A 25,051-nucleotide genomic window follows, 5' to 3' on the forward strand; every position below is an offset into this window, starting at 1 on the left:
TACGGAACTTTTACAAGATGCCCAACATTTCGATGCTTCGCCCTCTCCCCCTTTGCGCCGCCCTTGCCTGCGCAGGCCTGGCAGCCCATGCCCAGACAGTCGACGGCAAGGCCGATACGGCCCTGTCCACCGTGGTGGTGACGGCATCGGGCACGGCCGTGGACATCAAGGAGGCGCCGGCGAGCATCAGCGTGATCACGCGCGAGGACATCGAGCGCAAGCCCGTGACGAGCATCGGCGAGCTGCTGTCCACCATCCCCGGCGTGACGGGCGGCCTGTCGGGGACCGGCGCCCAGTCCAAGATCAAGCTGCGCGGCCTGCCCGAGAAGTACACGCTGGTCCTCGTGGACGGCAAGCGCCAGGGCAGTTCGGCCGGCATCAACTACCGCGACGACCTGGGCCAGCAGGACCTGGACTGGATCTCGCCCGAAATGATCGAGCGCATCGAGGTGGTGCGCGGCCCCATGTCCTCGCTGTATGGCTCGGACGCCATGGGCGGCGTGATCAACATCATCACGCGCAAGATCGGCAAGCGCTGGAGCGGCTCGACCAGCCTGAACTACAGCAAGCCTTCGGACGGCGACCGGGGCGACACGCGCCAGCTGGGGTTCAACATCAGCGGCCCGCTGTCGGAGAATTTCGGGCTGCGCCTGGGTGGCAACTATACGGACCGTGCCTCGGACGAGGGCACGGGCGGCTTTCCGGGCTCCTACCGCTCGACGGGCGGATCGCGCAAGCAGAACCTCAACGCGCTGCTGAACTGGCAGTTGACGCCCGATCAGGTGATCGGCATCGAGGCGGCCCAGGGGATCCAGCGCGCCAGGGGCTCCGATGCACGTACCGCGTCGGGCGACCAGGTGGTCTCCCCCTGGGGCTTGAGCAAGCTGGAGCAGACCAAGTTCGGCATCAGCCATGACGGCCGCTGGGGCGACATGACCTCCAAGCTCAACCTGGTGCACAACAAGTACGAGGACAAGGGCGACACCATCGGCAACAACTCCAAGGAAACCACGCTGGACGGCCGCATCGACAAGCCACTCAAGCTGTGGGGCGTGGACCAGGCCATGACCCTGGGGATGCAGTGGCGCCGCGAGTCGCTGGACAACCGCGACACCATCGGCCTGGCACCCATCGACTACACGGGCCGCCCCGTCTCGGGATCGGGCCTGAGCGCCACGACCTGGGCATTGTTCGGCGAGGACCAGATCTTCCTGCGCGAGAACCTGGCGCTGACGCTGGGCCTGCGCATGGACCACCACGAGAAATACGGCAGCAACTGGAGCCCGCGCGCCTACCTGGTCTACCACCCGGCCTCGGAATGGACGGTTCGCGGCGGCATCTCGCGCGGCTTTCGCGCGCCGGGCCTCAAGGAAAACTCGGCCAGCGCCGCCACGCAATCGGGCGGCAACGGCTGCCGCAGCCTGGCCGGCATGGGATGGACCAGCACCAGCGTGAACGCCGACGGCACACGCGGCTGCTACATGGCCGGCAACCCCGACCTGCAGCCCGAGACCAGCACCAACTTCGAGCTGGGCACGAGCTGGGACCGCAACGGCTGGGCACTGGGCGCCACCTACTTCCACACCAACTTCAAGAACAAGATCGACTACCAGCCGCTGGGCTTCTACAACGGCTTCTGGTGGACACGCATGGCCAATGCCCAGCGCGCCCGCACGCGCGGCCTGGAAGCCTTCGTGAACGTGCCCATCGCCAAGGGCCTGACCTGGAACACCAACATCACCAAGATGTTCGAGTCCAAGAATCTGACCACGGGGGCCTCGCTGCTGGCCGTGCCGGAGCTGTCGATCTACTCGGCGCTGCAATGGCAGATCCGCCAGGGCTGGTCCGCCATGTTCAGCGCCCGCCACGTGGGCAAGGAAGTGGTGACCACGGGCACGGCCACCACCTTCGCCAAGGCCTACACGACCTTCGACGTGTCGATGAACTACAACCTGACCGATGCGCTGACACTGCGCGCCGGCATCATCAACCTGACGGACAAGGAGACGCGCACCATCGGCGCCAACTACGACAACGGCGGCCGCACCTACTTCGTGGGGATGACGGCGCGGTTCTGACCGCCAGCCCTGTTCCCCTCCGGCAAGGCGCCCGTCCTGGCGGGCGCCTTTTCATGGGGGAACCGGGCCCGCGCAACCTGCGCGGCTATTGCCAGTCGCCTCCGCCCGCAGGCGCGCGACGCGCCAGCAGTTCCTCATCCGTCAGCGCGCGCCCCGTCCAGACATTGACTTTCGCCGCACCCGCAGCGCTGGCCAGTTCACGCAGGGCCCGCAACTCGACCTGGGTGAAACCACCCTGCGGTTCGCCCAGGGGGTGGATGACGATGTGCGGCGAAGCGGCCAGCCAGGAGCGGCTGTGCATGGTCTTCAACCGGTGCCTGAGAAGCTGCTCGGCCAGGGTGAAGTCCGAGATGAGCGAGCGCGGGTGCGCGAAGGGGTTGACGATTTCGGCGGGAGCCGAGGCGGCCGCCAGCCGGGCCTGGGCGCCCACGCCGATGATGCGGCGAACGGGCGAGAGGCTGATGGCCAGCTCGGGTATCTCGGACGAGGTCTGACCGGACTTGGGCTTGCGGATGGTCAGGCGCTCGGGCGAGATCTGGACATAGATGAGCGGCATCAGGGCAGAGAGCATGGCGTTCGTTCAGTCAATTTTCCGGACCAGAGTTTGCGCAGGCGGCAAGGGCAGGCCATTGTCGCCGCGCGGGAGCATGGGCGGCACGGGCCGTCCGGTCTGGCGGTCCAGCAGCAGCGAATGCGGCTCGCCCTGCGCGAACAGGTGGCCTTCACCCCATTGCCGCAAGGCCACGATCACGGCAAACAGGTCCAGGCCCCGGGCTGTCAGCACGTATTCCTGGTAGGCCGAACCTTCTGCCGCCGGCCGCATCTCCAGCACGCTCGCCTCCACCAGGCGGCGCAGGCGGTCGGCCAGGATGTTGCGCGCAGCGCCCAGGCTGCGCTGGAAATCGCCGAAGCGGCTGATGCCGTCGAAGGCGTCCCGCACGATGAGCAGCGACCAGCGGTCGCCGATCAATTCCAGGGAGCGGGCCACCGGACAGGGCTGCGGAGTGTCAGGACGGGTGTCTTCTTTCATGGCGCTATTTTGGTTGCAATTCGAAACTGGATCAACTAGCATCCAACCAGTTTTGTTTTGCAACTAGATCGATCCATGAACACCTTTACAGCCTCGGACACGGTCCGCATGCCGCGCGGCCTGGTGCTGCTGTTCGCCGCTGCCAGCGGCTTGAGCGTGGCCAATGTCTATTACGCCCAACCGCTGCTGGAGGCGCTGGCTGCCGACTTCGGCATCAGTCATGCCGCCGTGGGCGGCGTGGTCACGGCCACGCAGGCCGGGTGCGCGCTGGCGCTGGTGCTGCTGGTGCCATTGGGCGACCGGCTGGAACGACGACGGCTCATGCTTTTGCAGTTGCTGGGCCTGGTGCTGGCCCTGGGGGCCGTCAGTACCGCACGTTCGGCCGTTCTGCTGCTGGCGGGCATGCTGGCCGTCGGCCTGCTGGGCACGGCCATGACGCAAGGGCTGATCGCCTATGCGGCCAGCGCCAGCCAGGTGCATGAGCGCGGGCGCGTGGTGGGCGCGGCCCAGGGCGGGGTTTTCATCGGCCTGCTTTTGGCGCGCGTGTTTGCAGGCGCCGTGGGTGACCTGGCCGGCTGGCGCGGCGTCTATGCCTGCTCGGCCCTGCTGATGCTGGCCCTGGCCTGGCCCCTGTGGCGGCAACTGCCCCGGCTGGCCGTGCCCTTGCATGCACCCGGCTACACGCAACTGCTCGCCTCCATGCTCCAGCTGCTGCGCCAGGACCGCATGCTGCGCACACGCGGCATGCTGGCCCTGCTGATGTTTGCCACCTTCAACATCTTCTGGAGCGCCCTGGTCCTGCCCCTGAGCGCGCCGCCCTACCGCCTGTCGCTCACGGCCATCGGCGCCTTTGGCCTGGCCGGCGTGGTGGGCGCACTGGCTGCGGCCCGTGCCGGGCACTGGGCCGACCTGGGTTTCGCGCAGCGCACCAGCCTGGGCGCGCTGGTGATCCTGCTGCTGGCCTGGGCGCCGATTGCGCTGCTGCAGCAGTCGCTGTGGGCGCTGATCGCCGGCATCGTGCTGCTGGATCTGGGCGGCCAGGCCCTGCATGTGACCAACCAGAGCCTGATCTTTCGCAGCAACCCGCAGGCCCACAGCCGGCTGGTGGGCCTGTACATGCTGTTCTACGCCGTGGGCAGCGGGCTGGGGGCGCTGATTGCCACCAATGCCTACGCGCGGTTTGGCTGGCACGGGGTCTGCGTTGCGGGGGCGGGATTCAGCCTGGCGGCCCTGGTGTTCTGGGCCATGACACGGGAAACGGCTGCCCAGGCCAGCGTTCCCGCCTAGACCCGGCTCACCAGTTCCGAAGGCACCCGGCCCAGCGCCTTGCGGAACATGGTGGAAAACGCGCTGGGGCTGTCATAGCCCAGGTCCAGCGCCACCTGTGTGACCGATGCGCCCTCAGACAGCCACGACACCGCCGCCAGCAGGCAGGCCTGCTGACGCCAGGCGCCAAAGGCCATGCCCGTGTGCTGCTGGAAAAACCGGCTGAATGTGCGCAGGCTCTTGTTCAGCGCCTGCGCCCAGTCCTGCGGCGTGGCGCGGATGCTGGGCTGGGCCAGGAACTGCTTGCACAGGGCGGCCAGCTTTTCGTCGCGGGGAATGGGCGCGAACAACGGCAGGCTGCGGGCCGAGGCCAACTCGTGCAGGACCAGCCGCACAAGGGCTCCATCGCGCCCCTGTTCGTCATACAGCGCCGGCAGCCCGGCGCAGGACAGCAGCAGATGGTGCAGCAGTGGCGTGACCACCAGCGCCTCGCAGTGCACACCCGGGCGGGGCGCGGCAGCCGGTTCGATGTACAGGCTGCGCGTGCTCACGCCCTGCATGCGCACGCTGTGCGGCTTGCCGGCCGGAATCCACACGCCGCTGTAAGGCGGAATGGTCCAGGCGCCGTCGTCGGTGGCCACCTCCATCAGCCCGCTCATGCCATAGAGAAACTGGGCGCGCCGGTGGCTGTGCGTGGGCAGCAGCGTGCCGGGCGTGTAGTCGGTGCCGATGGCCAGCACATCGCGTGCGACGGCGTCCACGGAAGGCAGCGGGATGTTGAGCATGGGAATGTACGGAAAGCAGCCAGCAGGTTTTGGCAGGAATTCGAGGATTATTGACCTATCCGCGAAAGCATGCCAAAACGCAGCATCCTAAGGTTCAGTCCTTGATCTTTTTTTCAAAGGACTGCTCGTGTTCCATCTCCTGCTGCTGGCTTTCGGTGTGCTTGCCGGCGTGACCACCGTGCTCTTCGGCTTTGGCGGCGGCTTCGTGGCCGTTCCGCTGCTTTATGCGCTGCTGACCTCCATCCACGGCGCGGACTCTGCGGTTGGCCAGGCTGCCATGCACATTGCCGTGGCCACCTCCACCTGCGTGATGATTTTTGGTGCCTCCATGGCCACGCTGCGCCAGCACCGCGCGGGCGCCCTGCCCTGGGACCAGGTGCGGCCACTGGCCGGCTACATCGCGGTCGGCGCCGTGGCGGGCGCCGCCGTCGCCACCTGGCTCAACGGCGACTGGGTGCGCTGGGCTTTCATTGCCTACCTGGCGCTGACCATTGCCGATGCGCTGCTGCGCCCGGGCTTCGTGCATGGCACCACCACTCGCTTGCAGCCCATGGGCCGCAGGCCAGCCGCCATTGCAGGTCTGGCGATTGGCGCGATTGCGGCCTTCCTGGGCGTGGGCGGCAGCGTGATGACCGTGCCGCTGATGCGCCGGCGCGGCGCCAGCATGGCGGCCGCCACGGCCATGGCCAGCCCGCTGTCCCTGCCCATGGCCGTGGCGGGCACCGCGGCCTACATGCTGGCATCGCGCCACGCAGCGCCGGGGCCTTGGCATGCGGGCTATGTGGACCTGCGGGCCTTCGCGGTGCTGACGGCCGGCTCCTGGTGCGGCATCCGGCTGGCCGCGCCGCTCATCGGCCGCATTCCCGATGCCCTGCATGCCAAGGCCTATCTGGCGTTGCTGGGCCTGGTGCTGCTGGTCATGGTCCTGGCCTGAGTCAGCCTTCTTCTTCGAAGATCGCCTCGATCCGGGTCTCGAAGACCCGGGCGATGGCGAAGGCCAGCGGCAGGCTGGGGTCGTAGCGTCCCGTCTCTATCGCATTGACGGTCTGGCGCGATACACCCAGCAGGTCCGCCAGCGCCGCCTGGCTCCAGCCGCGCTCGGCGCGCAGTGCGCGGATTCTGTTTTTCATGGCGAAGGCAGTGGCCCGGGCATGGGGCTGCGGTTCATCGGCTGCGCAGCCAGTGGACCACCGAAGCCGCCACCCACAGCCCCCCCATCAAGGGCCACACCATGAACATGCTGAGCTTGGGAAAACCAGCTATTTCCAGGAATCCGTAGGTGAAGGTAATGCCCGCTGTACCTGCCGCTGCAATCGCCAGCTGTTCCAGCATGGACTTGCGCAGGAACTCGTCGGTATCGCGCACCAGCCGCACGATGGCCCGCACGGCCAGCGCAAACGCCAGCATGGGGCTGAGCAGCAGCGCCGTGCGCACGGCTCCCGCCTCCATGTCTGCACTCAGCACAAGCGCCCCGACGAGCAGCGCCATGTACAGCAGCAGCGCAAATCCCAGTTCCTTCTGATAGCGGCGGTTGGTGGCAAGGGTTCGATTCATGGATGGATCTCGGCATGTGTAAAGGATGCTTGACATTGTGCGATGCCCACCAAGGACATGTCAAGCAAGCTTTACACTCCTGCCGGACGCCCCGCCGTACAATCGCCGCCGTTGGTGCCAGCAGCCCCAGGGGCTGCGGTTAAACGGGAAACATGGGGCGGCCAGATCAAACCGCCCGCATGTACTGCCCCCGCAACAGTGAGTGAAACGCCGCGTGCATGGCACCGGCCCCCGCCAAACCCGTGCCACTGGGCGTACAGCCCGGGAAGGCCTTGGCGAGTGCGTCACCAGTCTGGATACCGGCCAACAGGCGGCCGGCCGCGCATGCAGCGCAGCCGGTCTTTTTGGTTTCCGTGCCGGCGGGGTCGCTGGCGCGCAACTGGTCCGCATCCATGCACACCCTCGCCTTCGCGCGCGCCCACGGCGCCGCCCTTCGCTCGCCCCCGGCTTTCTGCGCACAGCGCACCCTGTCTGCCCTGGCCCTGGCCTCGCTGCTGGCCTGCCAGGCCCAGGCGCAAACCCAGTCCTCGCAGCTGGACACCGTGGTCGTCACCGCCTCGCGCAGCGAGCAGTCGCTGCGCACCGTCACGGCCGACATGACCGTGATCGACGCAGAGACCATTGCCCGCAGCGGCGCCACCGGCGTGGCCGACCTGCTGGTGCAGGTGCCGGGCGTGCAGATCAACCGCAATGGCGGGCCGGGCCAGGTCACATCGGTCTACCTGCGCGGCACCAGCAACCAGCACACGGCCGTGTTCGTCGACGGCGTTCGCTACAGCTCGCAGGAACTGCAGGGCGGCGCGGTCTGGTCCACCCTGCCGCTGGCGCAGATCGAGCGCATCGAGGTGCTGCGCGGCCCGGCCGCCGCCATCTATGGCTCCGACGCCATGGGCGGCGTGATCCAGATCTTCACCAAGCGGCCTACCGACGGCCAGCCCCGTGCCTATGCCGAGGCCGGCATCGGCAACCAGGGCACCAGCAAGCTCGCCACGGGCTTCCAGGGCGCGGCCAGCGGCTTCACCTACGGGCTGAATCTGGCGGACGAGCGCAGCGACGGCTTCGACGTCTACCCCGGCAACACCTTCTCGCCCAACCCCGACAAGGATGGCTACAGCAACACCTCGCTGGGCCTGAACGCGGGCTACAAAGCAGGCATCCACCAGATCGACGCCAGCCTGCTGTACAGCCGCCTGCGCACGCACTACGACCAGAGCCCGCCGCCTTTCGACGACTACGACGTGGTCAAGAACACCACCGGCAGCCTGCGCTGGCAGGCCGGCTGGAACGCCCTCTACAAGAGCGTGGTCCAGATCTCCCATACCGACAGCCAAAGCGACCGCCACACCCAGTCGCCCGAAAGCGCCAAGGGCCGCTCCACCAACTACCTGCTGCAGAACCTGTTCACGCTGGGCAAGCACCGTTTCAACGTGGACCTGGAACGCCGTGAAGACAGGCTCGACACCGACTACGCCTGGACCCAGAACACCGACAGCCGGCGCGTGCAGAACTCCCTGTCGGCCGGCTGGCGCCTGACCGAGGGCCGCCACCAGTTCGACGCCAACCTGCGCCACGACCAGGTGCGCGACCAGCAGAGCAAGACCACGGGCGGCCTGGGCTATGGCCTGCAGATCGACGAGCGCTGGCGCTGGGTGGCATCGGCCGGTACGGCCTTCAGAACCCCCACGCTGTACGAGCGCTTCACCGGCCAGGCGGCGGCCGACCTCAAGCCCGAAAGCAGCACCAACGTGGAAACCGGCCTGCACTATGCGGCCGGTGCCAACCGCCTCTCGGCCGTGGTCTACCGCAACAAGTTCAAGAACCTGATCACCTACGACTGGAACAGCGCCCTTCCCTGCAACTGCTACCGCAACTGGCAGAGCGTGGAGATCACCGGCCTGACGGTGTCTGGCGGCACGCGCCTGGGCAGCGCCAACCTGGGCGCCTCGCTGGACTTCATGAACCCCGAGAACCTGGAGACCGGCAAGCTGCTGCCCTACCGCTCCAAGCGCATGCTCAAGCTCAATGCCGACACCCAGGCGGCCGGCTGGACGCTGGGCGGCGAGGCCCAGCTCTACAGCGGCCGCTATGCAGACGAGGCCAACACCCTGCGGCTCGGCGGCTATGGCGTGGTCAATCTGTACGCACAGCGCCAGCTGACGCGGCAGTGGACGCTGCTGGCCCGCGTCAACAACATCGCCGACCGCGCCTACGCACCCGCACGCGGCTACGCGAACGCGGGCCGCACGGTGTTTGTCAGCATGCGCTGGACACCTCTGCCCTGACAGGCCCAGGCCGCGCCATGCACCTGCTGCACCTTCTGCTGCTGAGCACCGCGCTGGCCTGCGCGGGCGGCGCCCGTGCGCACGATGCCTCGGACGCTGGCATCCCCTCCCAAGCCTCGCCGGTCTACACCGTCACCGACATGCGCGGACGGCAGGTGCGCCTGGCACGCGCGCCGCAGCGCATCGTCTCACTCCTGCCCTCGCTGACGGAGTCCGTGTGCGCGCTCGGCGCCTGCGAACGCCTCGTGGGGGTGGACGAGTTCTCCAATCACCCGGCCCGCGTCAATGGCCTGCCCAGGCTGGGCCGCAGTTCCGCGCCGCTGGTGGAGGCCGCCGTGCGGCTGCGGCCCGATGTGGTGCTGATGGCCTACTCGGCCCCCGCCATCGCGCAGCTGGAGCGCTTCGGCATCCCCGTGCTGGCATTGGACGCCAGTGACCTGGCGCAGCTGGAACAGGTGCTGCACACGCTGGACCGGTTGCTGCAGACGCGGCGCGCGCCCGCCCTGCTGGCGCGTATGCAGTCCGAGGTGGATGCCCAGGTGCGCGACCTTGCGGCACGGGCACCCGCGGGCCAGAAAGTGTATTTCGAGGTCGAGGCCACCCCCTATGCGGCGGGACCAGGCTCCTTCATCGGCCAGCTGCTGCAGCGGCTGGGCGCGCGCAACGTGATCCCGGCAGACCTGGGTCCGTTTCCGCGCATCACGCCGGAGTTCGTACTGCGCCAGCAGCCCGAGCTCATCATCCACACGCCGCCGACGCCCTCAGCCCGTTTTGCCGCACGCCCGGGCTGGCGCCGCATCCCCGCCGTGCGCTCAGGCCGCATCTGCGCACTGGACCTGGCCGAGACCGACGTGGTCTCACGCCCCGGCCCGCGCCTGGGCGAGGCGGCGCGGGCACTGGGCCGCTGCCTGGAAATGCCGGGCGCCGGGCAGCCGGGCGCCGGGCAACCTCCCGGCCCCTAGCAGGGTGCGGCCTACTCCAGCACCACGGCCGTGCCGCTGGCCGACACCATCAGCATGCCGTTGCCCTGCCCGAGCACCTCATAGTCCAGGTCCACGCCAACCACGGCATTGGCACCCAGCTCCTGGGCGCGCTCCTCCAGCTCCTTGAGCGCGATCTCGCGCGCCCGCTGCAACTCGCGCTCATAGGTGGCCGACCGCCCGCCCACGATGTCACGCAAGCCGGCAAACAGATCCTTGAACACATTGGCCCCCAGGATGGCCTCCCCCGCGACCACGCCGCAGTAGCGGGTGATGCGTCGGCCTTCGATCTGGGGGGTGGTGGTGATGATCATGTGGATTCCTCTCGGGTTGGACAACGAAGGCCAGTCTGCCATGCCTGCATGCCTGTCCGGCAAACCAGGGGTCAGCTGTGGCAGCATCGGCCTGCAACCATCTTCTGCGCATGATCTCCATCCATCCCATTGAAATCCACGCCTGGCCCCACTACCGCGACCTGCGCCTGCGCGCCCTGCTCGACAGCCCGGACGCCTTCGGCAGCACGCATGCCCAGGAAGTGGGGAGAACCGACGAGGCCTGGTCCGCACGCGCGGCAATGGCCGCGTCTTCGGAGCGCGACCGGCTGCTGCTGGCCTTCGACGGAGACACGCCCTGCGGCCTGCTGTGGTGCAAGCTGTCCATGGACGAACCCGGCAGGGCCGATCTCTATCAGATGTGGGTGGCGCCCGCCTCGCGCGGGAAAGGCGCGGGACGGGCGCTGCTGCAAGCCGCGCTGTCCTGGGCGGCCCAGGCGGGCGCAAGGCGTGCGCGCCTGGGCGTGACGGTCGGGGACACCCCAGCCATGCGCCTGTACCTGGCCCTGGGCTTCGTGCCGGTGGGCCTGCCCGAGCCCTTGCGCGAGGGCAGCCACTGCATGGCGCAGACCATGGAGCGGGCGCTGGGTCCTGGTTGAGCCGCCGCGCCCGCCCTGCAGCCACTTCAGGCGTGGCTGACCGGGCAACCGCCCGCGTGTCCCATGATGCTGTCCGCCGGCGCCTGCGCGCGGTCATGCAGGCCATAGTCGCGCAGGACCTGGGTCACACGCACGCGGTAGTCCTTGAAGATCTTGTCGCGGCCGGCGCGCTGGGCGGAGAGGTGGGCCTCGACATTGCGCCATTGGACGACGGCCTCCTCGTCGCGCCAGGTGGTGACGGACATGACCTTTTCCGGGTTGAGCGTGCTCTGGAAGCATTCCACGGAAATGAAGCCCTCCATGGGCTTGAGCATGGGGGTGAGCTTGTTGACCAGGTCCACATAGGTCTGGTTCTGGCCGGGCATGGCCTGCAGTTCGAACAACACGACTACCATCTTCGACTCTCCTTCTTATGGAACAAACATCCCGCAACCGCCAGGGGCGGCGGCTGCGGCGTGGGGAAACGGGTGGGCAGGCCGGCCGGTCAGCGCCGGCCGGCCAGATTCGCCAGCCAGCCGGCGAGCACGCCATGCGCGGCCAGCGCCAGCAGGCCGCCGTATTTCTGGGCGTCGGCGCGCAGGGTGCGTGGGTCCACCCCCGCCGCGCCCAGCTCGCAGGCATGGCCGACCAGCCAGCGCTCCAGCCGGGCGGCATCGGCCTCCAGATGGAACTGCAGACCCAGGACCTGGGTGCCCACGGAAAAGGCCTGGTTGGCACCTATGGGCGTACTGGCCAGATGCACCGCGCCTTCGGGAATGTCGAACTGGTCGCCATGCCAGTGCAGCACGGGCACGCCATCGAGCCTGGCCAGGGGCGAGGCCAGGCCCGCATCGCTGAGGGTCAGGGGCGAGAAGCCGATTTCCTTGACGCCCAGCGGATAGACCCGGGCCCCCAGGGCGCGTGCGATCAATTGCGCCCCCAGGCAGATGCCCAGCAGCGGCTTGCCGCCGTCGAGCCAGCGGCGCACGAGGGCGAGTTCCTGCGCGACGAAGGGGTAAAGGGCCTCGTCATAGGCCCCGATGGGGCCGCCCAGCACGACCAGCAGGTCGGCACGGGCCAGGTCCAGGGTGTCCAGCGGTCCCACGGTGGGGTCCACATACTGCACCTCGTAGCCGTGATCGGCGAGTTCGGCATGCAGGGTGCCGAGGTCTTCGAAGTGGATGTGGCGCAGTGCAATGGCTTTTTTCATGCGATGGTTTTCCGGAAAAGTCAGGTGGCGGATCGCGCGCCCGGTGCTACGCACCGGGCTTGAGGTCGATGGATATGTGGCCGGATGTGGGGAAAGTGCAGCAGGCCAGCGCGTAGCCCGCGTCCTTTTCCTTGTCGCTGAGGCAGAAGTCGGCTTCCAGCCGCGAGCTTCCGCCTCTGACGCGGATGCGGCAACTGCCGCAGATGCCGGCACGGCACTGGCTTCGGATCGCCACGCCCACACCTTCCAGGATTTCCAGCAGGCTTTGGCCGGACCGGGCCTCGATGATCTGCCCGCTGTGCGCGATCTCCAGCCTGCACGCCTGCGGTGCTTCACCTGCCTGCACGGCAGCCGCTGCCGGCGGCGTGAAGGCCTCGATGTGCTGGATGGCGCCAGGAAAGCAGGCCCGCGCGTGTTCGCGGAAGGTCTGCGCAAAGGCATGGCCGCCGCAGATGACCACGGCCTGGGGCTCGCCCAGGGCCCGCAGGCAATCCTGGGAGGGACGACCGGGCACGAAAGGGCCATGGGCGGCGATGTCTTCCCGCGTGATGTGGATGCGCAGCTCGAACCAGTCCGCCGAGGCGGCCAGTTGCCGCAGCTCCTCCAGGAACGGGATGTCGCCAATGCGGGGGAAGCACAGCAGCAGCGTGGTGCGCGGCACGCGCCGGCCTCCGCGCTCCAGGCGCTCCAGTTCACGCAACAGCGCCAGAGGCAGGGTCAGGCCGATGCCACCGGCCAGCATGGCCAGCGAGTCCAGGCCCAGCAGCAGATCGGCGGTGATTTCGCCGGACACGTGGTTGACGGGAAGCACGCAGCCCTCGCCCAGCACCGCGTGCATGTGGTCGGAGACACTGCCGCGCCCCGAACTCTTGACAGCGATCTCGAACAGCCCGCCCTCCCCCTGGCGGGTAATGGAGTACAGCCGCTCCTGGACGAGGCCGCTGGCGTCGGGGTGTTGCAAGGCGGCGTGCCGCCCCGGGCGCAGGCTGTCGAGGAACGGTGCCGGTGCATCCAGCGCGCGCAGGGTGTAGACCCTCACGCCGCCCGCCTGTGTCTGGACCGCCTCGCAGCGTGCCTGGATCACGGTGCTCATGCGCGCATCCCCTCGTAGACCGAGGACACCAGGGCCACGTCGCCACCCAGGTTGCGCCCGGCCAGGCCGATACGGTCGATCAGGGCCTGGACCGAGTCGGTGTAGACGCCGATCTCGTTGCTGTCGCCCACGTCGTGCAGGATGTCACGCGCCCCGGGCAGGCCGACCATCGAGAAGACCGTGGACCATGCGCCCAGCTCGTTGTTGGCGAACATCTGCACGGTCTTGAGGATGATGGAGCGCAGGTAGGAGCGCTCGCGGTTGCTCAGTCCCTGGACGATGTCGGTGGCCACGGAGCTGAAGACACTGGAGTGGCTCCACTCGTCCACGGCGTGGGTCCGCGTGACCTCGTGGCAGATGGGCTGGATGGAGCGGTCCTCGGCCATGGTCTTGAGGTAGTCGGTGATCAGGGTTTCGCTGGCGCAGGCAATGGCGAACCGCGCCAGGCGCCGCTCCCATTCGGCTCCACACTGGGCCAGCACGCCGTTGCGCCAGCCGACGAGGTTGAAGTCGGAATACTCCAGCGGCGGCAGGCCGCGCATTTCATAGATGTAGTTGCAGGCCATGATGGACATGCGCGTGTGCAGTGCCTCATCCAGCAGGGCCTGGGACATCACGTCCTGCAGCAGGGCGCGGTTGGCGCTGGGCGGCGGCGTCTTGATGATGTCCTCGCAGGCCGGAGTGACCACGTTGCACTCGATGTAGATGGTCTTGAGGTTGTAGATGCCCCAGGCATAGGACAGACACCGGTCCTTCAGGTCCTGCGGCGCCTCGCGCCACGCCTGGTGATCGCGGAAAGGCAGCAGCGAGGCGGTGAAATCCTTTCTGGCCGGGTCGAAGGCCAGCCCGCAGTAGTCGGGCAGGTCCTGGTTCACGGCCGCCCTGGTTTTCCAGAGCATGGACAGCTTCTTCAGCGCATCGCGCACGGCATCATCGGTTTCAGAGACATTCGGTTTCATGCTTCACCTCCATGTGATCGAACTACCTTGATTTGAATCAAATCGGCGATTCCCGCCCCCCTGCCGCTCATCCGTCGTGAATGCCATTGGCACACTGCGCCGGATACGTCGTCATGGTTTTCTTGGCTCTGTCATATTCCATTCTGGCGTAATCGACCGGAACCTTTTTTCACGAATACAGCATTTGCATGCAGCCATTACTTTCAAGGTCTGGCGGCGAATTCTAGGTATGCGAATTGAGCACGATCAGACCTATTTGACGCACCGTACCAGACCGCTTTTCCGAATCGCCCGCCCTATCTCCCTCATACGGACCCGAAGTACTCCCTCGCAACCCAGGCTTTGTCCAGCCACGCTCTGCGCATGATCCCCCAATGCAATCAATTGGCATGCCACCTTAATTGGTCTGCCATAAACATGAAACATGGTAGGAGGCGCAACTGCGGTTCTTTGTAGACTGCTCCATTTCCGATGCAGCCTGGAGTTTCAAGGAATATGAAACCCGCCCCACGTTTTCCCCGCCTTCACAGTCAATGCGATATGGACGATTTCCTGCTTCCCAAAGTCAATTCACTGGATCTTCAGCAGGCGGACAGTGAGGCCTGGGAGGCGATAGATGCGGAGCGCATACGCCAGTCACGCTCCATTGAATTGATCGCCTCGGAGAATTTCGTCAGCCGGGCCGTCCTGGAGGCGCAAGGCTCGGTGTTGAACAACAAATATGCCGAAGGCTATCCAGGCATTCGCTATTACGGGGGCTGCGCCCATGCCGATGCCGTGGAAAGCCTGGCCATCGCCCGTGCCAGACAGCTGTTCGGCTGCACCCACGCCAACGTGCAGCCGCATTCCGGCAGCCAGGCCAACCAGGGCGTCTACCTCGCCTTCCTGGAACCCGGAGACACGATCATGGGACTGGATCTGCGCTCGGGCGGCCACCTGACGCATGGCTCCAGGGTGAGCGTGTCGGGCAAATGGTTCCGCTCGGTCAGCTACGAGGTGGACCCCATGTCCCAGCGCATCGACATGGACGAGGTCCGGCGCATCGCGAGGCAGGAGAGCCCCCGGCTCATCATCGCGGGCGGCTCCGCCTACTCACGGGTCATGGACTTCGGCGAATTCCGGCGCATCGCGGACGAGGTGGGTGCCCTCTTCATGGCCGACATCGCCCATGTGGCGGGCCTGGTCGCCGCGGGGGTGTTTCCCTCGCCCGTGGACCATGCCCATGTCACCACGACCACCACGCACAAGACGCTGCGCGGCCCGCGCGGCGGCATGATCCTCACGTCCGACCGCGAGATCGCCCGGCGCATCGATGCCGCCGTCTTTCCGGGCCTGCAATCGGGGCCGCTGATGCATGCGGTCGCGGCCAAGGCCGTGGCGCTGGGCGAGGCGCTGCAGCCGTCCTTTCGCACCTATGCGCGGGCCGTCGTGGACAACGCCCGGATCCTGTGCGACCGGCTGGCCCAGGGCGGCCTGTCCGTGGTGTCGGGTGGGACGGACAGCCATCTGGGCGTGATCGACCTGCGCCCCTGGGAGCTGACGGGCAAGGCGGCGGAGACAGCGCTGGAGGGCATAGGCATCACCGTCAACAAGAACGCCGTGCCGGGCGATGGTGCCCGCCCGCTGGTCGCCTCGGGCATACGCGTGGGCAGCGCGGCCTGCACCACGCGCGGCATGGGCGCCGACGAGTTCCAGGAGATCGGCGACATGATCCTCGCGACGCTGGGTGGCATCCGCGCCGGCACCATGAACGCACGCACGCTCAAGTCCATCCACGAAGGCGTGTCCGACCTGACCGGTCGTTTTCCCCTGCCGTATTGAGGCATGCAGCGCACCGCACTTTCACCGCTTGCGCAGCGCATTGGACAGGCGCAGCACGGCCGCCTCGATCTCATAGGCCGTGAGCGAGGCGTAGCCCAGCAGCCAGCCCGGCCGAGGCTGTCCTCCCGCATACAGCCGGCTCAGGCCTTGCAGCAGCACGCCGGCGGCCGCCCCCCGGCGCATGGTGTCCTCCTCCGACCAGCCTGGCTCCAGCAGGCAGGGCACCTGCATGCCTCCCTCGGGTCGGGGCGCCGTGACGATGCCTGCCAGGTGACGGCCTATGGATTCGAGGATGACCTCGCGCCGGCCCGCATACAGCTTGCGCATGGCCCGCACATGCGAGTTGTAGTGCCCATCCTCCATGAAGCGCGCCAGCGTCAGCTGCTGGATCTGCGGCGTGTGGCCGTCCATGATGCTGCGCGCCTGGGCGAAGGCCCGTACCAGCTCCGGGGGCAAGGCCATGTAGCCCATGCGCAGGCCCGGGTACAGCGTCTTGCTGAAGGTGCCGATGTAGATGGTGCGGGCGCACTTGTCCAGCCCCTGCACGCAGGCCGTGGGCATGCCGTCGTAGTGGAACTCGCTGTCGTAGTCGTCCTCGATGATCCAGCGCCCGTTGTCGGCGGCCCAGCCGATCAGCTCCAGCCGGCGTTCCAGCGACATGGTGACACCCGTGGGGTACTGGTGCGATGGCGTCACATAGACGCAGCTGGCGCCGCTGCGGTCGGCGCGCAGCAGGTCCGTGCGTATGCCCTGGGCATCCACGTCGATGGGCAGGACCCTGGCCTCGGCCGATTCGAAGGCTTTCCTGGCACCGAAGTAGCCGGGGTTTTCCAGCAGGATGGGCCGGCCCGCATCCACCAGCAGCTGCGCGCACAGGAACAGGGCCTGACGGGTGCTGCTGAGCACCACGATCTGCCCGGCCTCCACCTTGGCGCCGCGCTCCAGATTCAGGTAGGTGGCAATCGCCTTGCGCAGCGGCTCGGCGCCCTGCGGATCGCCATGCAGCAGGACGCTGGCGCGGTAGTCCTTGAGCGCCTGGCGCTGCAGCCGCTCCCATACGTCGGTGGGGAAGGTGCGCGTCTCCGGCAATCCCGTGGCGAAAGCCCGGATGGTCTGCTGGTCGGTGATGCCGCCGCCGTCGACGATGGCCTGCCCGCGCCGGCTCAACCCGGCACCGGCCACCGGCACGCTGCGCTCATGCTCGAGTGGTCTGGCGCGCCGGGCCGCCCGGCCATGCAGCCGCGTGCCGATGGTCTCGGACACGTAGCTGCCCGAGCCCTGGCGACGGACGATGAAGCCATCCCGGTGCAGCTGCGTGTAGGCGTTCTCCACCGTATCGCGGGCAATGCCCAGCGAATCCGCCAGCGACCGCGTGGCCGGCAGCTTCAGGCCCGGCAGCAATGCGCCATCGAGGATGAGCGCACGCATGGCGCGCTGCACCCGCTGGTGCAGATCCAGCTGGCGCAGGTCCGCATCTCCCATCCGGATCTTGAGGGTCTCCAACTCGAAGGTCTTGCTCATGCGGTCTGCTCCTCTTCACTCTCACCCATCCATATGGCAGGCCATTCTAACGAGGCACAGACCGTGGACCTCGCTCAAAGTGGTCTGAAACATCAGGAAAAAGTGTATTGACCCGATAGTCCACTCCATCGCTATAAAAACCACTTCGCCCCCTGCAAAGCATCCCACCCCAAAGCAACCGAGAACGCCATGCCATCCTCCGATACGCAACCCCCTCTTCGATTCAGCGACCTCATCCACCCGGTGGTGGCCGGACTGATTTCGGTCATCGTCAACTACGGAGGCACCTTCATCCTGGTCTTCCAGGCTGCCAAGGTGGCGGGACTGAGCCCGGAGCTCACGGCCTCCTGGGTCTGGTCCATTTCGATCGGCGTGGGCGTGACCGGTCTGGTCCTGAGCTGGTTGTCGCGCGAACCCATCATCACCGCCTGGTCCACCCCGGCCGCCGCCTTCCTGGTGACCGCCCTGGCCACCACGCCCTATGCCGAGGCCGTGGGCGCCTACGTGGTCTCGGCGGCCGCCTTCGTGGTGCTTGGCCTGTCGGGCTGGTTCGAGCGCGTGATCCAGCTGATCCCCCCGGGCGTGGCCTCGGGGCTGCTGGCCGGCATCCTGCTGCAGTTCGGCATCAAGGCCTTCGGCGGCATGAGCGTGGACCCGGCCCTGGCCGGCCTGCTGATCGTGGCCTATGTCGTGCTAAAGCGGCTGACGGCACGCTATGCCGTGGTCGGCATCCTGGCGCTGGGGCTGGCTTTCCTTCTTGCACAGGACCGCGTCGATCTGTCCGGGCTGGAACTGCGCCTGGCCGCGCCGGTGTTCACCAGGCCCGAGTTCACGCTCAACGCGCTGCTGAGCGTGGCCCTGCCGCTGTTCCTGATCACGCTGACGGGCCAGTACATGCCCGGCATGCTGGTGCTGCGCAACGACGGCTTCAAGACCAGTGCCAACCCCATCGTCACGCTGACCGGCCTGGGCTCGCTGCTGATGGCGCCCTTCGGCTCGCACGCCTTCAACATCGCGGCGATCACCGCTGCCATCTGCACCGGCAAGGAAGCGCACGAGCAGCCGTCCAGGCGCTGGATCGCGGGCATCGCGGCGGGGGTGTTCTACATCCTCGTAGGCGTGTTCGGGGTCACGCTGGCGGCCGTCTTCATGGCCTTTCCGGCCACCTTCATCACCACGCTGGCGGGCCTGGCGCTGCTGGGCACCATCGGCGGCAGCCTGTCCAGCGCCCTGGCCGATGCCAGCACCCGCGAGGCCTCGCTGATCACCTTCCTGGCCGCTGCGGCCAACATCACCATGCTGGGCATAGGCGGTGCGTTCTGGGGGCTGGTGATCGGCCTCGTGGCCCACGCCGTGCTCAATGGCCAATGGCCGCACCGCGCCCTGCGCCAGAGCGGCACCGAAGCCGCCATCAAGAGGAGCTGAGACCATGCTTTCCACCATCGCCGCACACTTCCCGGGCGCCGCCTCTGACGCAGGCGACACCCTGACCCGCCACGACCAGCACGGCCGCTACCCCCAGGCCGAGACCGTCGAGGACTTCCTTCACAACCTGGCCACCGTGCAGGAGCGCATTGCCGCAGCCTGCCGCCGCGTGGGGCGCGATCCCCGCGACGTGCGCCTGCTGCCGGTCAGCAAGACCAAGCCCGAGGCCAGCCTGCGCCTGGCCCATGCCGCGGGCTGTCGCATGCTGGGCGAGAACAAGGTGCAGGAGGCCTACGGCAAATGGGAGTCCATGCAGGACCTGGCCGACCTGCAATGGTCCGTCATCGGCCATCTGCAGACCAACAAGGCCAAGCTGGTGGCCCGCTTTGCCAGCGAGTTCCAGGCACTGGACAACCTGCGCGTGGCCGAGGCGCTGGACCGCCGCCTGCAGGCCGAAGGCCGCGCGCTGGATGTGTTCGTGCAGGTCAACACCTCGGGCGAGGCCAGCAAATACGGCCTGCCGCCCGATGAAGTTCCGGATTTCGTGCAGGCGCTGCCCGGCTTCACGGCACTGCGGGTGCGCGGCCTGATGACGCTGGCGCTGTTCTCCAGCGAGGCCGAGCGCGTGCGCCGGTGCTTCGTGCTGCTGCGCGACCTGCGCGAGCGGCTGCGCCAGGATGCGCCCGTCGGCATTGCGCTGGACGAGCTGTCCATGGGCATGTCGGGCGACTTCGAGATCGCCATCGAGGAAGGCGCCACCGTGGTGCGCGTGGGCCAGGCCATCTTCGGCGCCCGCGCCCAGCCCGACAGCTTCTACTGGCCCGCCGGCGGCCCGGACCCGGCGCTGCCCTGAGCCGCGCCCCCGCATCGATTCAACCCTGAGGACCACACCATGCAAAAAGACATGACATCACCCGACTCTTCCCTGATGCGGGCCTATGCCCGCCAGCCGGTCTCCTTCGTGCGCGGACGGGGCGCCCTGCTCTGGGACGCGCAGGGCACCGAATACCTGGACGCCATCGCCGGCGTGGCCGTGACCAGCCTGGGCCATGCCCATCCCGAGATCGCCGCCGTCATCGCCGAGCAGGCCGGCCTGCTGCTGCACACCTCCAACGTCTTTCGCATCGACTGGCAGGAGCGCCTGGGCGAACGGCTGTGCCGCCTGGCCGGCATGCAGACGGCCTTTTTCTGCAACTCGGGCGCGGAGGCCAACGAGGCCGCGCTCAAGCTGGCCAGGCTGCATGGCCACGCCAGGCAGGTCGCACGCCCGCAGATTCTGGTCATGGACAACGGCTTTCACGGGCGCACGCTGGCCACGCTGTCGGCCACGGGCAACCCGGCCAAGCAACGCGGGTTCGAGCCGCTGATGCCGGGCTTCGTCCGCGTGCCCTACGACGACATCGAGGCCGTGCGCCACGCCGCCGCCCGGCACGACGACATCGTGGCCGTGCTGATCGAGCCCGTGCAGGGCGAGGGTGGCATCCGCGTGGCCGGCGCCGACTACCTGCGCCAGTTGCGCGGCCTCTGCGACGCGCACGGCTGGCTGCTGATGCTCGACGAGATCCAGGCCGGCATGGGGCGCACCGGCGCCTGGTTCGGCCACCAGCACGCGGGCATCGTGCCCGATGTGATGACCCTGGCCAAGGCGCTGGGCAACGGCATGCCCATAGGTGCCTGCCTGGCGCGGGGGCCTGCCGCAGGCCTGATCTCGCCGGGCCAGCACGGCTCCACCTTCGGCGGCAATCCGCTGGCCTGCCGCGTCGGCTGCACCGTGCTGGACATCATGGAGCGGGAGGACATTCCCGCCCGGGCCAGGCGGCTGGGGCGTCGCCTGCTCAACGGACTGCACCAGGCGCTGCACGGCCACCCCGACGTGCTGGCGGTGCGCGGCCAGGGCCTGATGGCGGGCATCGAGCTGAACCACAACTGCCAGGCCCTGGTGGCACAGGCACTGGCGCAGCAGCGCCTGCTGATCACGGTGACACGCGAGAGCACGATCCGCCTGCTGCCGCCGCTCATCTGCGACGAAGCCCAGATCGACGAGATCGTGGCCCGCGTCGCGCGCCTGCTGGCGCCGACGGCAGACACGCCCTCCATCCTGCAGGCGGCTGACCATCTGGCCGCAGCGTAGCCACGGACGCCGCCAGGGTCCGCAACAGACCACCAGCCGCCAACCACCCGCGACCACCACGCACCGGCCTGGGTTCGCCCAGGCCTTCTTCGTCCCGCTCACAGGAGACAGGAACCCATGTACGACAGCACCCAGACCCTTGCCGACTTCGATCTGCGCCTGGCCCAGGCCATGCAGAACGAACAGCGCCGCCAGGAAGACCATGTGGAATTGATCGCATCGGAGAACTACGCCAGCCCCCTGGTGATGGCCGTGCAAGATTCGGTCTTCACCAACAAGTACGCCGAGGGCTACCCCGGCAAGCGCTACTACAGCGGCTGCGAAAACGTGGATGTGGCCGAGCGGCTTGCCATCGAACGCGCCATGGCGCTGTTCGACTGCGACTACGCGAATGTCCAGCCCCACGCCGGCGCGCAGGCCAACGCCGCCGTATTCCTGGCACTGGCCCAGCCCGGCGACACGGTCATGGGCATGAACCTGGCCCAGGGCGGCCACCTGACGCATGGCAACCCGTCAAATTTCTCGGGCCGCCACTACCGCATCGTCCCCTACGGGCTGGACCCTGCCACGGGCCTGATCGACTACGACGAGATGGAGCGCATCGCGCTGGAGCACCGTCCCCGCATGCTCATCGGGGGCTTCTCGGCCTATTCGCGCCACAAGGACTGGGCCCGCATGCGCGCCATCGCCGACAAGGTGGGCGCCGTGTTCTGGGTGGACATGGCCCACGTGGCCGGCCTGGTCGCCGCGGGCCAGTACCCCAGCCCCCTGCCCCACGCGCATGTGGTCACCAGCACCACGCACAAGACACTGCGCGGACCGCGCGGCGGCCTGATCCTCACCAAGGGCCAGGACGAGAGCTTCAACCGGCGCCTGAGCTCGGCCGTCTTCCCCGGCGTCCAGGGTGGTCCGCTGATGCATGTGATCGCCGCCAAGGCCGTCGCCTTCAAGGAGGCTCTGCTGCCCCAGTTCAGGATCTACCAGCAGCAGGTCCTGGCCAATGCCCGCGCCATGGCCGATGTGATCCAGCAGCGCGGCTATCGCATCGTCTCCGGCGGCACCGACAACCACCTGATGCTGATCGATCTGTCCGACAGGGCCTATACCGGCAAGGAGGCGGATGCGGCCCTTGCCGAGGCCCGCATCACCACGAACAAGAACAGTGTGCCCAACGACCCGCGCTCGCCGTTCGTGACCTCGGGCCTGCGCATAGGCACGCCAGCCGTCACCACACGGGGCTTTGGCGAGAACGAATGCCGGCAGCTCGCCGGCTGGCTGTGCGACGTGCTGGACGCGCTGGGCCGCAACGATCTGCCCGCAGTGAGCGCCCGGATCCGCGAACAGGTCACGGCGCTGTGCCGGCGCCACCCGGTCTACGGATGAAGCTGCGCCCCGGGCACCCGGGGCGTCAGGGTTGGGCGCAGGCCCCGTCCATTCCTGCCATCTCGGCCAGCTTCTGCATGCGCGAGCGGCCGTCCAGACAGGCCTGGCGCTGGGCTTCGACCGCTTTTTGCTGGGCCAGCTGGGCGGCCTTGGCGCGCTCGGCCTGCAGCTGGGCGATGCGTTCGCGGATCTGGGGCATCGCGGCCATGGCGGCCTTCTCGCCTTCGAGGATGGCGCTGGCGCGCTGGGTGAAATCGGCCGGGCCGATGTCCAGGACCTTGGGACGGATGGTGATGTCGGCACGGGCCAGCTCGGCCTGGCCCAGCTTCTGGCCCATGATGGCGATGGACTGGCCCAGTGCGCCCAGCATGTTCTCGGGCGTCTTGCCCCGCGCCTTGTTGGAGATGTCCACGGCAATGACCACGTCGGCGCCCAATTGGCGGGCCGCATCCACGGGCACGGGGCTGGTGATGCCTCCGTCGACGAAATGGTATTTGCCGATGGCCACCGGCTGGAACACGCCCGGGATGCTGCTGGAGGCGCGCACCGCCTGTCCTGTGTTGCCGCGGGCGAACACGGTGCGCTCGCCATCCTCCAGGCGCGTGGACACGGCCACGAAGGGCTTGGCCAGCTGCTCCAGCGGCTTGCGGCCCACCTGCTCGTTCACATAGTCCTCCAGCTTCTGGCCCACCAGCAGCCCGCCCGAGGACAGCTGCAGGTCACGGATCCGGGTTTCATCCAGGGCCACGGCCTTTTCCTGCAGCTCGAAGGCGTTCATGCCGCCCGCATACAGGGCCCCGACCACGCTGCCCGCGCTGGTGCCCGCCACCACGGCGGGCGTGAAGCCATTGGCCTCCAGCATCTTGATGACACCGATGTGGGCAAAGCCCTTGACGGCCCCACCCCCCAGGGCCAGGCCGATCCGGATCGGCGCGGCCGCGGTGACGGGCGTGGATTCAGGCGTGGCGGCCGAGGGGCTGGGCGGGTTGCTGCCGCAAGCGGCCAGACCGGCCAGGCTCAGGCACACCAGTGGACGCAAAAAGGCTTTCAGGCGCATGCCGGGAGATCCTGCTGTCGGATGACGAGATTCGGGGCGGGCAGTATAGCGGCAGGGGCTTGACCGGCCCGGCCTGTCAGGCTCTGGGACGCAGCAGCTCCCCCATCCCCTGCACGGCCTCGCGCAGAAAGCCCCAGACCGCCTCGATGCGCGGCACCCGGCGCGCGTCCGAGGGCATGCTCATCCAGAAGGTGCGCGTGAAGCAGGCCTGGCCCGGGAGCACGCGGCTGAGCACGGGGTCCCGGTCGGCGATGAAGGCCGGCAGCACGGCCAGGCCCGCGCCGGCGCGCACGGCCTCGTACTGGGCCGTGATGCTGGTGCTGCGAAAGGCAAAGCGCTCGGGCTGGAACAGCGTGGACAGCAACTGCAGCTCGCGCGTGAACAGCAGGTCGTCCACGTAGTGGATGAAGCTGTGGTGGCGCAGGTCCTCGGTGCGTGCGACCAGCGGACGGCGGGCCAGGTACTCGCGCTGGCCGTAGAGAAAGAGCCGGTAGTCGGCCAGCTTGGTGACAACGGCCGAGCCGCGCGTGGGCCGCTCCAGCGAGATCACGATGTCCGCCTCGCGCCGTGACAGGTGCAGCAGGCGTGGCAGCGCCAGCAGATCGATGCTCAGCAACGGGTGGCGCAGGGTCAGCGTGGCCAGTTGCGGGGCCAGCAACTGCGTCCCGAAGCCTTCCGTGGCCCCCACGCGCACCAGGCCCGCAGGCCCCTGGCTGGCGGCCTCCGCCGCCAGCGGCATGTGCTCCAGCCGGGCAGCGGCCTGCTGCATGGCGTCCGCCACGCCCAGCAGCTGGCGGCCGGCCTCGGTGGCCCGCCATTGGCCGCCTTCCCGCTCCAGGAGCACGGCGCCCAGCTGCTTTTCCAGCGCCTGGATGCGCCGTGACACCGTGGTGTGTTCCACGCCCAGGCGCCGGGCGGCGGCGGCCATGCTGCCGCTGCGGGCAAGCTCGCCGAAGAAACGCAGATGATCCCAGTCCATGGGCAGCCGGACCGCTTCAGCCGTCCGCAGGGCGAGGCGTCGCGCGCGCCGTCACGGCCGTGGGCGCACGCGCCAACTCATCGTTCTGGTGGACCAGGACGGCCATCATCTCCATGAACAGCGCACGCCGGTCATCGGCCAGCGGCTCCAGCATGCGCTGCTGGGCCCGCAGCACCGAGGGCTCGGCCGCCACCAGCAGGGCGCGGCCCTCCTGGGTCACCGACAGCAGGCGCACGCGCCGATCGGTGGGACTGCTGTTGCGCACCATGAGTCCCCGCGCTTCCAGCCGGTCGATGACGCTACCGATGGTCGAGGTGTCGAAGCCGATCAGCCGTGCCAGCGTGCGCTGGTCCACGCCGGGTTGGCGCAGCACGGCCGACAGCGCGGCGTACTGCACGGGAGTGACGCCGAAGGGCTGCGTCTCCTCCATGAAGACCGCGACAGCGATCTGCTGGAGGCGGCGGATATGGTAGCCGGGATAGTTTTCCAGTTCTGCAGGTTGGTGATCCATGGCGTTGCGCTGTGTGTTGTCTCTGTCCCCTGCGGACATGCGCCTTGCAGGCATGCCCCCGCAGGGCCGCCGGCAT

Annotated in this window: 25 protein-coding genes and 1 riboswitch; of the genes, 11 read left to right on the plus strand and 14 right to left on the minus strand. The window is 68.1% G+C overall.

Features of this window, described 5'->3' with window-relative positions:
- Positions 1–32 precede the first annotated feature (32 nt).
- A complete protein-coding gene (locus L1Z78_RS14450) occupies positions 33–2,078 on the plus strand; it encodes a TonB-dependent receptor domain-containing protein (RefSeq protein WP_234637097.1) in 2,046 nt (681 codons plus the stop codon).
- Between the two features lie 85 nt (positions 2,079–2,163).
- Here L1Z78_RS14450 and L1Z78_RS14455 read toward each other — a convergent pair whose 3' ends face one another.
- Together L1Z78_RS14455 and L1Z78_RS14460 are read right to left on the minus strand one after the other, a co-directional pair.
- Positions 2,164–2,649, minus strand: coding sequence for a rod shape-determining protein (locus L1Z78_RS14455; RefSeq protein ID WP_234637098.1), 486 nt, complete (start codon positions 2,647–2,649; stop codon positions 2,164–2,166).
- Positions 2,650–2,658: 9 nt separating this feature from the next.
- Complete coding sequence (locus tag L1Z78_RS14460; RefSeq protein WP_234637099.1) at positions 2,659–3,108, minus strand: winged helix-turn-helix transcriptional regulator; 450 nt, start codon at positions 3,106–3,108, stop codon at positions 2,659–2,661.
- Positions 3,109–3,183: 75 nt separating this feature from the next.
- On the opposite strand from L1Z78_RS14460, the gene L1Z78_RS14465 reads away from it, so the two are divergent.
- Positions 3,184–4,395, plus strand: coding sequence for an MFS transporter (locus tag L1Z78_RS14465; RefSeq protein WP_234637100.1), 1,212 nt, complete (start codon positions 3,184–3,186; stop codon positions 4,393–4,395).
- Here L1Z78_RS14465 and L1Z78_RS14470 read toward each other — a convergent pair.
- On the minus strand, positions 4,392–5,159 hold the full coding sequence (locus tag L1Z78_RS14470) for an AraC family transcriptional regulator (RefSeq protein ID WP_234637101.1): 768 nt from the start codon (positions 5,157–5,159) through the stop codon (positions 4,392–4,394). The genes L1Z78_RS14465 and L1Z78_RS14470 overlap by 4 nt on opposite strands.
- Positions 5,160–5,286: 127 nt before the next feature.
- Here L1Z78_RS14470 and L1Z78_RS14475 point away from each other — a divergent pair, with 127 nt between their 5' ends.
- Complete coding sequence (locus tag L1Z78_RS14475) at positions 5,287–6,093, plus strand: sulfite exporter TauE/SafE family protein (RefSeq protein ID WP_234637102.1); 807 nt, start codon at positions 5,287–5,289, stop codon at positions 6,091–6,093.
- 1 nt (position 6,094) lies between these two features.
- Here the strand turns inward: L1Z78_RS14475 and L1Z78_RS14480 are convergent, their stop codons facing one another.
- Both L1Z78_RS14480 and L1Z78_RS14485 read right to left on the minus strand, forming a co-directional pair.
- A complete protein-coding gene (locus tag L1Z78_RS14480; RefSeq protein WP_234637103.1) occupies positions 6,095–6,289 on the minus strand; it encodes a helix-turn-helix transcriptional regulator in 195 nt (64 codons plus the stop codon).
- Positions 6,290–6,323: 34 nt separating this feature from the next.
- Complete coding sequence (locus L1Z78_RS14485) at positions 6,324–6,713, minus strand: hypothetical protein (RefSeq protein WP_234637104.1); 390 nt, start codon at positions 6,711–6,713, stop codon at positions 6,324–6,326.
- A 95-nt stretch (positions 6,714–6,808) separates the two neighbouring features.
- A riboswitch (cobalamin riboswitch) is annotated at positions 6,809–7,036 on the plus strand.
- A 69-nt stretch (positions 7,037–7,105) separates the two neighbouring features.
- On the opposite strand from L1Z78_RS14485, the gene L1Z78_RS14490 reads away from it, so the two are divergent.
- Positions 7,106–8,995, plus strand: coding sequence for a TonB-dependent receptor domain-containing protein (locus L1Z78_RS14490; RefSeq protein WP_234637105.1), 1,890 nt, complete (start codon positions 7,106–7,108; stop codon positions 8,993–8,995).
- 17 nt (positions 8,996–9,012) lie between these two features.
- Positions 9,013–9,957, plus strand: coding sequence for an ABC transporter substrate-binding protein (locus L1Z78_RS14495; protein WP_234637106.1), 945 nt, complete (start codon positions 9,013–9,015; stop codon positions 9,955–9,957).
- 11 nt (positions 9,958–9,968) lie between these two features.
- Here the strand turns inward: L1Z78_RS14495 and L1Z78_RS14500 are convergent, their stop codons facing one another.
- Entirely contained in the window at positions 9,969–10,289 is a 321-nt protein-coding gene (locus tag L1Z78_RS14500; protein ID WP_012205554.1) for a heavy metal-binding domain-containing protein, read from the minus strand.
- A 110-nt stretch (positions 10,290–10,399) separates the two neighbouring features.
- On the opposite strand from L1Z78_RS14500, the gene L1Z78_RS14505 reads away from it, so the two are divergent.
- A complete protein-coding gene (locus L1Z78_RS14505) occupies positions 10,400–10,906 on the plus strand; it encodes a GNAT family N-acetyltransferase (protein ID WP_234637107.1) in 507 nt (168 codons plus the stop codon).
- Between the two features lie 26 nt (positions 10,907–10,932).
- On the opposite strand, the gene L1Z78_RS14510 is transcribed toward L1Z78_RS14505, so the two are convergent.
- The 4 genes from L1Z78_RS14510 to L1Z78_RS14525 all read right to left on the minus strand — a co-directional run bounded on the left by L1Z78_RS14510 (position 10,933) and on the right by L1Z78_RS14525 (position 14,147).
- A complete protein-coding gene (locus tag L1Z78_RS14510) occupies positions 10,933–11,301 on the minus strand; it encodes an antibiotic biosynthesis monooxygenase family protein (protein ID WP_234637108.1) in 369 nt (122 codons plus the stop codon).
- Between the two features lie 89 nt (positions 11,302–11,390).
- Positions 11,391–12,095: a glutamine amidotransferase gene (locus tag L1Z78_RS14515; protein WP_234637109.1), complete on the minus strand. Its 705-nt coding sequence runs from the start codon at positions 12,093–12,095 to the stop codon at positions 11,391–11,393.
- A 46-nt stretch (positions 12,096–12,141) separates the two neighbouring features.
- On the minus strand, positions 12,142–13,188 hold the full coding sequence (locus L1Z78_RS14520; RefSeq protein ID WP_234637110.1) for a 2Fe-2S iron-sulfur cluster-binding protein: 1,047 nt from the start codon (positions 13,186–13,188) through the stop codon (positions 12,142–12,144).
- On the minus strand, positions 13,185–14,147 hold the full coding sequence (locus L1Z78_RS14525; RefSeq protein WP_234637111.1) for an AurF N-oxygenase family protein: 963 nt from the start codon (positions 14,145–14,147) through the stop codon (positions 13,185–13,187). The genes L1Z78_RS14520 and L1Z78_RS14525 overlap by 4 nt, the downstream gene beginning before the upstream one ends.
- Before the next feature lie 540 nt (positions 14,148–14,687).
- On the opposite strand from L1Z78_RS14525, the gene L1Z78_RS14530 reads away from it, so the two are divergent.
- A complete protein-coding gene (locus L1Z78_RS14530) occupies positions 14,688–15,968 on the plus strand; it encodes a serine hydroxymethyltransferase (protein ID WP_234637112.1) in 1,281 nt (426 codons plus the stop codon).
- Between the two features lie 21 nt (positions 15,969–15,989).
- Here the strand turns inward: L1Z78_RS14530 and L1Z78_RS14535 are convergent, their stop codons facing one another.
- A complete protein-coding gene (locus tag L1Z78_RS14535) occupies positions 15,990–17,489 on the minus strand; it encodes a PLP-dependent aminotransferase family protein (RefSeq protein WP_234637113.1) in 1,500 nt (499 codons plus the stop codon).
- Between the two features lie 189 nt (positions 17,490–17,678).
- Here L1Z78_RS14535 and L1Z78_RS14540 point away from each other — a divergent pair, with 189 nt between their 5' ends.
- The 4 genes from L1Z78_RS14540 (at position 17,679) to glyA (ending at position 22,428) form a co-directional block, all read left to right on the plus strand.
- Complete coding sequence (locus L1Z78_RS14540) at positions 17,679–18,914, plus strand: benzoate/H(+) symporter BenE family transporter (protein WP_234637114.1); 1,236 nt, start codon at positions 17,679–17,681, stop codon at positions 18,912–18,914.
- 4 nt (positions 18,915–18,918) lie between these two features.
- Entirely contained in the window at positions 18,919–19,767 is an 849-nt protein-coding gene (locus tag L1Z78_RS14545) for a YggS family pyridoxal phosphate-dependent enzyme (protein WP_234637115.1), read from the plus strand.
- Between the two features lie 39 nt (positions 19,768–19,806).
- A complete protein-coding gene (locus tag L1Z78_RS14550; protein WP_234637116.1) occupies positions 19,807–21,045 on the plus strand; it encodes an aspartate aminotransferase family protein in 1,239 nt (412 codons plus the stop codon).
- A 117-nt stretch (positions 21,046–21,162) separates the two neighbouring features.
- Positions 21,163–22,428 (plus strand): serine hydroxymethyltransferase, encoded by a 1,266-nt coding sequence (glyA, locus tag L1Z78_RS14555; protein WP_234637117.1) that lies wholly within the window; start codon positions 21,163–21,165, stop codon positions 22,426–22,428.
- A 25-nt stretch (positions 22,429–22,453) separates the two neighbouring features.
- On the opposite strand, the gene L1Z78_RS14560 is transcribed toward glyA, so the two are convergent.
- From L1Z78_RS14560 to L1Z78_RS14570, 3 genes are all read right to left on the minus strand, one after another.
- On the minus strand, positions 22,454–23,485 hold the full coding sequence (locus L1Z78_RS14560) for a patatin-like phospholipase family protein (RefSeq protein ID WP_234637118.1): 1,032 nt from the start codon (positions 23,483–23,485) through the stop codon (positions 22,454–22,456).
- Between the two features lie 76 nt (positions 23,486–23,561).
- The gene (locus L1Z78_RS14565; RefSeq protein WP_234637119.1) at positions 23,562–24,464 is read right to left on the minus strand and encodes a LysR family transcriptional regulator; all 903 of its coding nucleotides are present in this window, start codon (positions 24,462–24,464) and stop codon (positions 23,562–23,564) included.
- A gap of 16 nt (positions 24,465–24,480) precedes the next feature.
- Complete coding sequence (locus L1Z78_RS14570) at positions 24,481–24,975, minus strand: MarR family winged helix-turn-helix transcriptional regulator (protein WP_234637120.1); 495 nt, start codon at positions 24,973–24,975, stop codon at positions 24,481–24,483.
- Positions 24,976–25,051: the final 76 nt, after the last annotated feature.

This window comes from Delftia tsuruhatensis (assembly GCF_903815225.1).
GTDB classification, from domain to species: domain Bacteria; phylum Pseudomonadota; class Gammaproteobacteria; order Burkholderiales; family Burkholderiaceae_C; genus Comamonas; species Comamonas tsuruhatensis_A.

Excerpts from the sequence above, each read along its gene's own strand:
- L1Z78_RS14450 (WP_234637097.1), top strand. The coding sequence starts at position 33 with ATGCTTCGCCCTCTCCCCCTTTGCGCCGCCCTTGCCTGCGCAGGCCTG.
- L1Z78_RS14455 (WP_234637098.1), bottom strand. The coding sequence starts at position 2,649 with ATGCTCTCTGCCCTGATGCCGCTCATCTATGTCCAGATCTCGCCCGAG.
- L1Z78_RS14460 (WP_234637099.1), bottom strand. The coding sequence starts at position 3,108 with ATGAAAGAAGACACCCGTCCTGACACTCCGCAGCCCTGTCCGGTGGCC.
- L1Z78_RS14465 (WP_234637100.1), top strand. The coding sequence starts at position 3,184 with ATGAACACCTTTACAGCCTCGGACACGGTCCGCATGCCGCGCGGCCTG.
- L1Z78_RS14470 (WP_234637101.1), bottom strand. The coding sequence starts at position 5,159 with ATGCTCAACATCCCGCTGCCTTCCGTGGACGCCGTCGCACGCGATGTG.
- L1Z78_RS14480 (WP_234637103.1), bottom strand. The coding sequence starts at position 6,289 with ATGAAAAACAGAATCCGCGCACTGCGCGCCGAGCGCGGCTGGAGCCAG.
- L1Z78_RS14485 (WP_234637104.1), bottom strand. The coding sequence starts at position 6,713 with ATGAATCGAACCCTTGCCACCAACCGCCGCTATCAGAAGGAACTGGGA.
- L1Z78_RS14490 (WP_234637105.1), top strand. The coding sequence starts at position 7,106 with ATGCACACCCTCGCCTTCGCGCGCGCCCACGGCGCCGCCCTTCGCTCG.
- L1Z78_RS14495 (WP_234637106.1), top strand. The coding sequence starts at position 9,013 with ATGCACCTGCTGCACCTTCTGCTGCTGAGCACCGCGCTGGCCTGCGCG.
- L1Z78_RS14500 (WP_012205554.1), bottom strand. The coding sequence starts at position 10,289 with ATGATCATCACCACCACCCCCCAGATCGAAGGCCGACGCATCACCCGC.
- L1Z78_RS14505 (WP_234637107.1), top strand. The coding sequence starts at position 10,400 with ATGATCTCCATCCATCCCATTGAAATCCACGCCTGGCCCCACTACCGC.
- L1Z78_RS14510 (WP_234637108.1), bottom strand. The coding sequence starts at position 11,301 with ATGGTAGTCGTGTTGTTCGAACTGCAGGCCATGCCCGGCCAGAACCAG.
- L1Z78_RS14515 (WP_234637109.1), bottom strand. The coding sequence starts at position 12,095 with ATGAAAAAAGCCATTGCACTGCGCCACATCCACTTCGAAGACCTCGGC.
- L1Z78_RS14520 (WP_234637110.1), bottom strand. The coding sequence starts at position 13,188 with ATGAGCACCGTGATCCAGGCACGCTGCGAGGCGGTCCAGACACAGGCG.
- L1Z78_RS14525 (WP_234637111.1), bottom strand. The coding sequence starts at position 14,147 with ATGAAACCGAATGTCTCTGAAACCGATGATGCCGTGCGCGATGCGCTG.
- L1Z78_RS14530 (WP_234637112.1), top strand. The coding sequence starts at position 14,688 with ATGGACGATTTCCTGCTTCCCAAAGTCAATTCACTGGATCTTCAGCAG.
- L1Z78_RS14535 (WP_234637113.1), bottom strand. The coding sequence starts at position 17,489 with ATGAGCAAGACCTTCGAGTTGGAGACCCTCAAGATCCGGATGGGAGAT.
- L1Z78_RS14540 (WP_234637114.1), top strand. The coding sequence starts at position 17,679 with ATGCCATCCTCCGATACGCAACCCCCTCTTCGATTCAGCGACCTCATC.
- L1Z78_RS14545 (WP_234637115.1), top strand. The coding sequence starts at position 18,919 with ATGCTTTCCACCATCGCCGCACACTTCCCGGGCGCCGCCTCTGACGCA.
- L1Z78_RS14550 (WP_234637116.1), top strand. The coding sequence starts at position 19,807 with ATGCAAAAAGACATGACATCACCCGACTCTTCCCTGATGCGGGCCTAT.
- glyA (WP_234637117.1), top strand. The coding sequence starts at position 21,163 with ATGTACGACAGCACCCAGACCCTTGCCGACTTCGATCTGCGCCTGGCC.
- L1Z78_RS14560 (WP_234637118.1), bottom strand. The coding sequence starts at position 23,485 with ATGCGCCTGAAAGCCTTTTTGCGTCCACTGGTGTGCCTGAGCCTGGCC.
- L1Z78_RS14565 (WP_234637119.1), bottom strand. The coding sequence starts at position 24,464 with ATGGACTGGGATCATCTGCGTTTCTTCGGCGAGCTTGCCCGCAGCGGC.
- L1Z78_RS14570 (WP_234637120.1), bottom strand. The coding sequence starts at position 24,975 with ATGGATCACCAACCTGCAGAACTGGAAAACTATCCCGGCTACCATATC.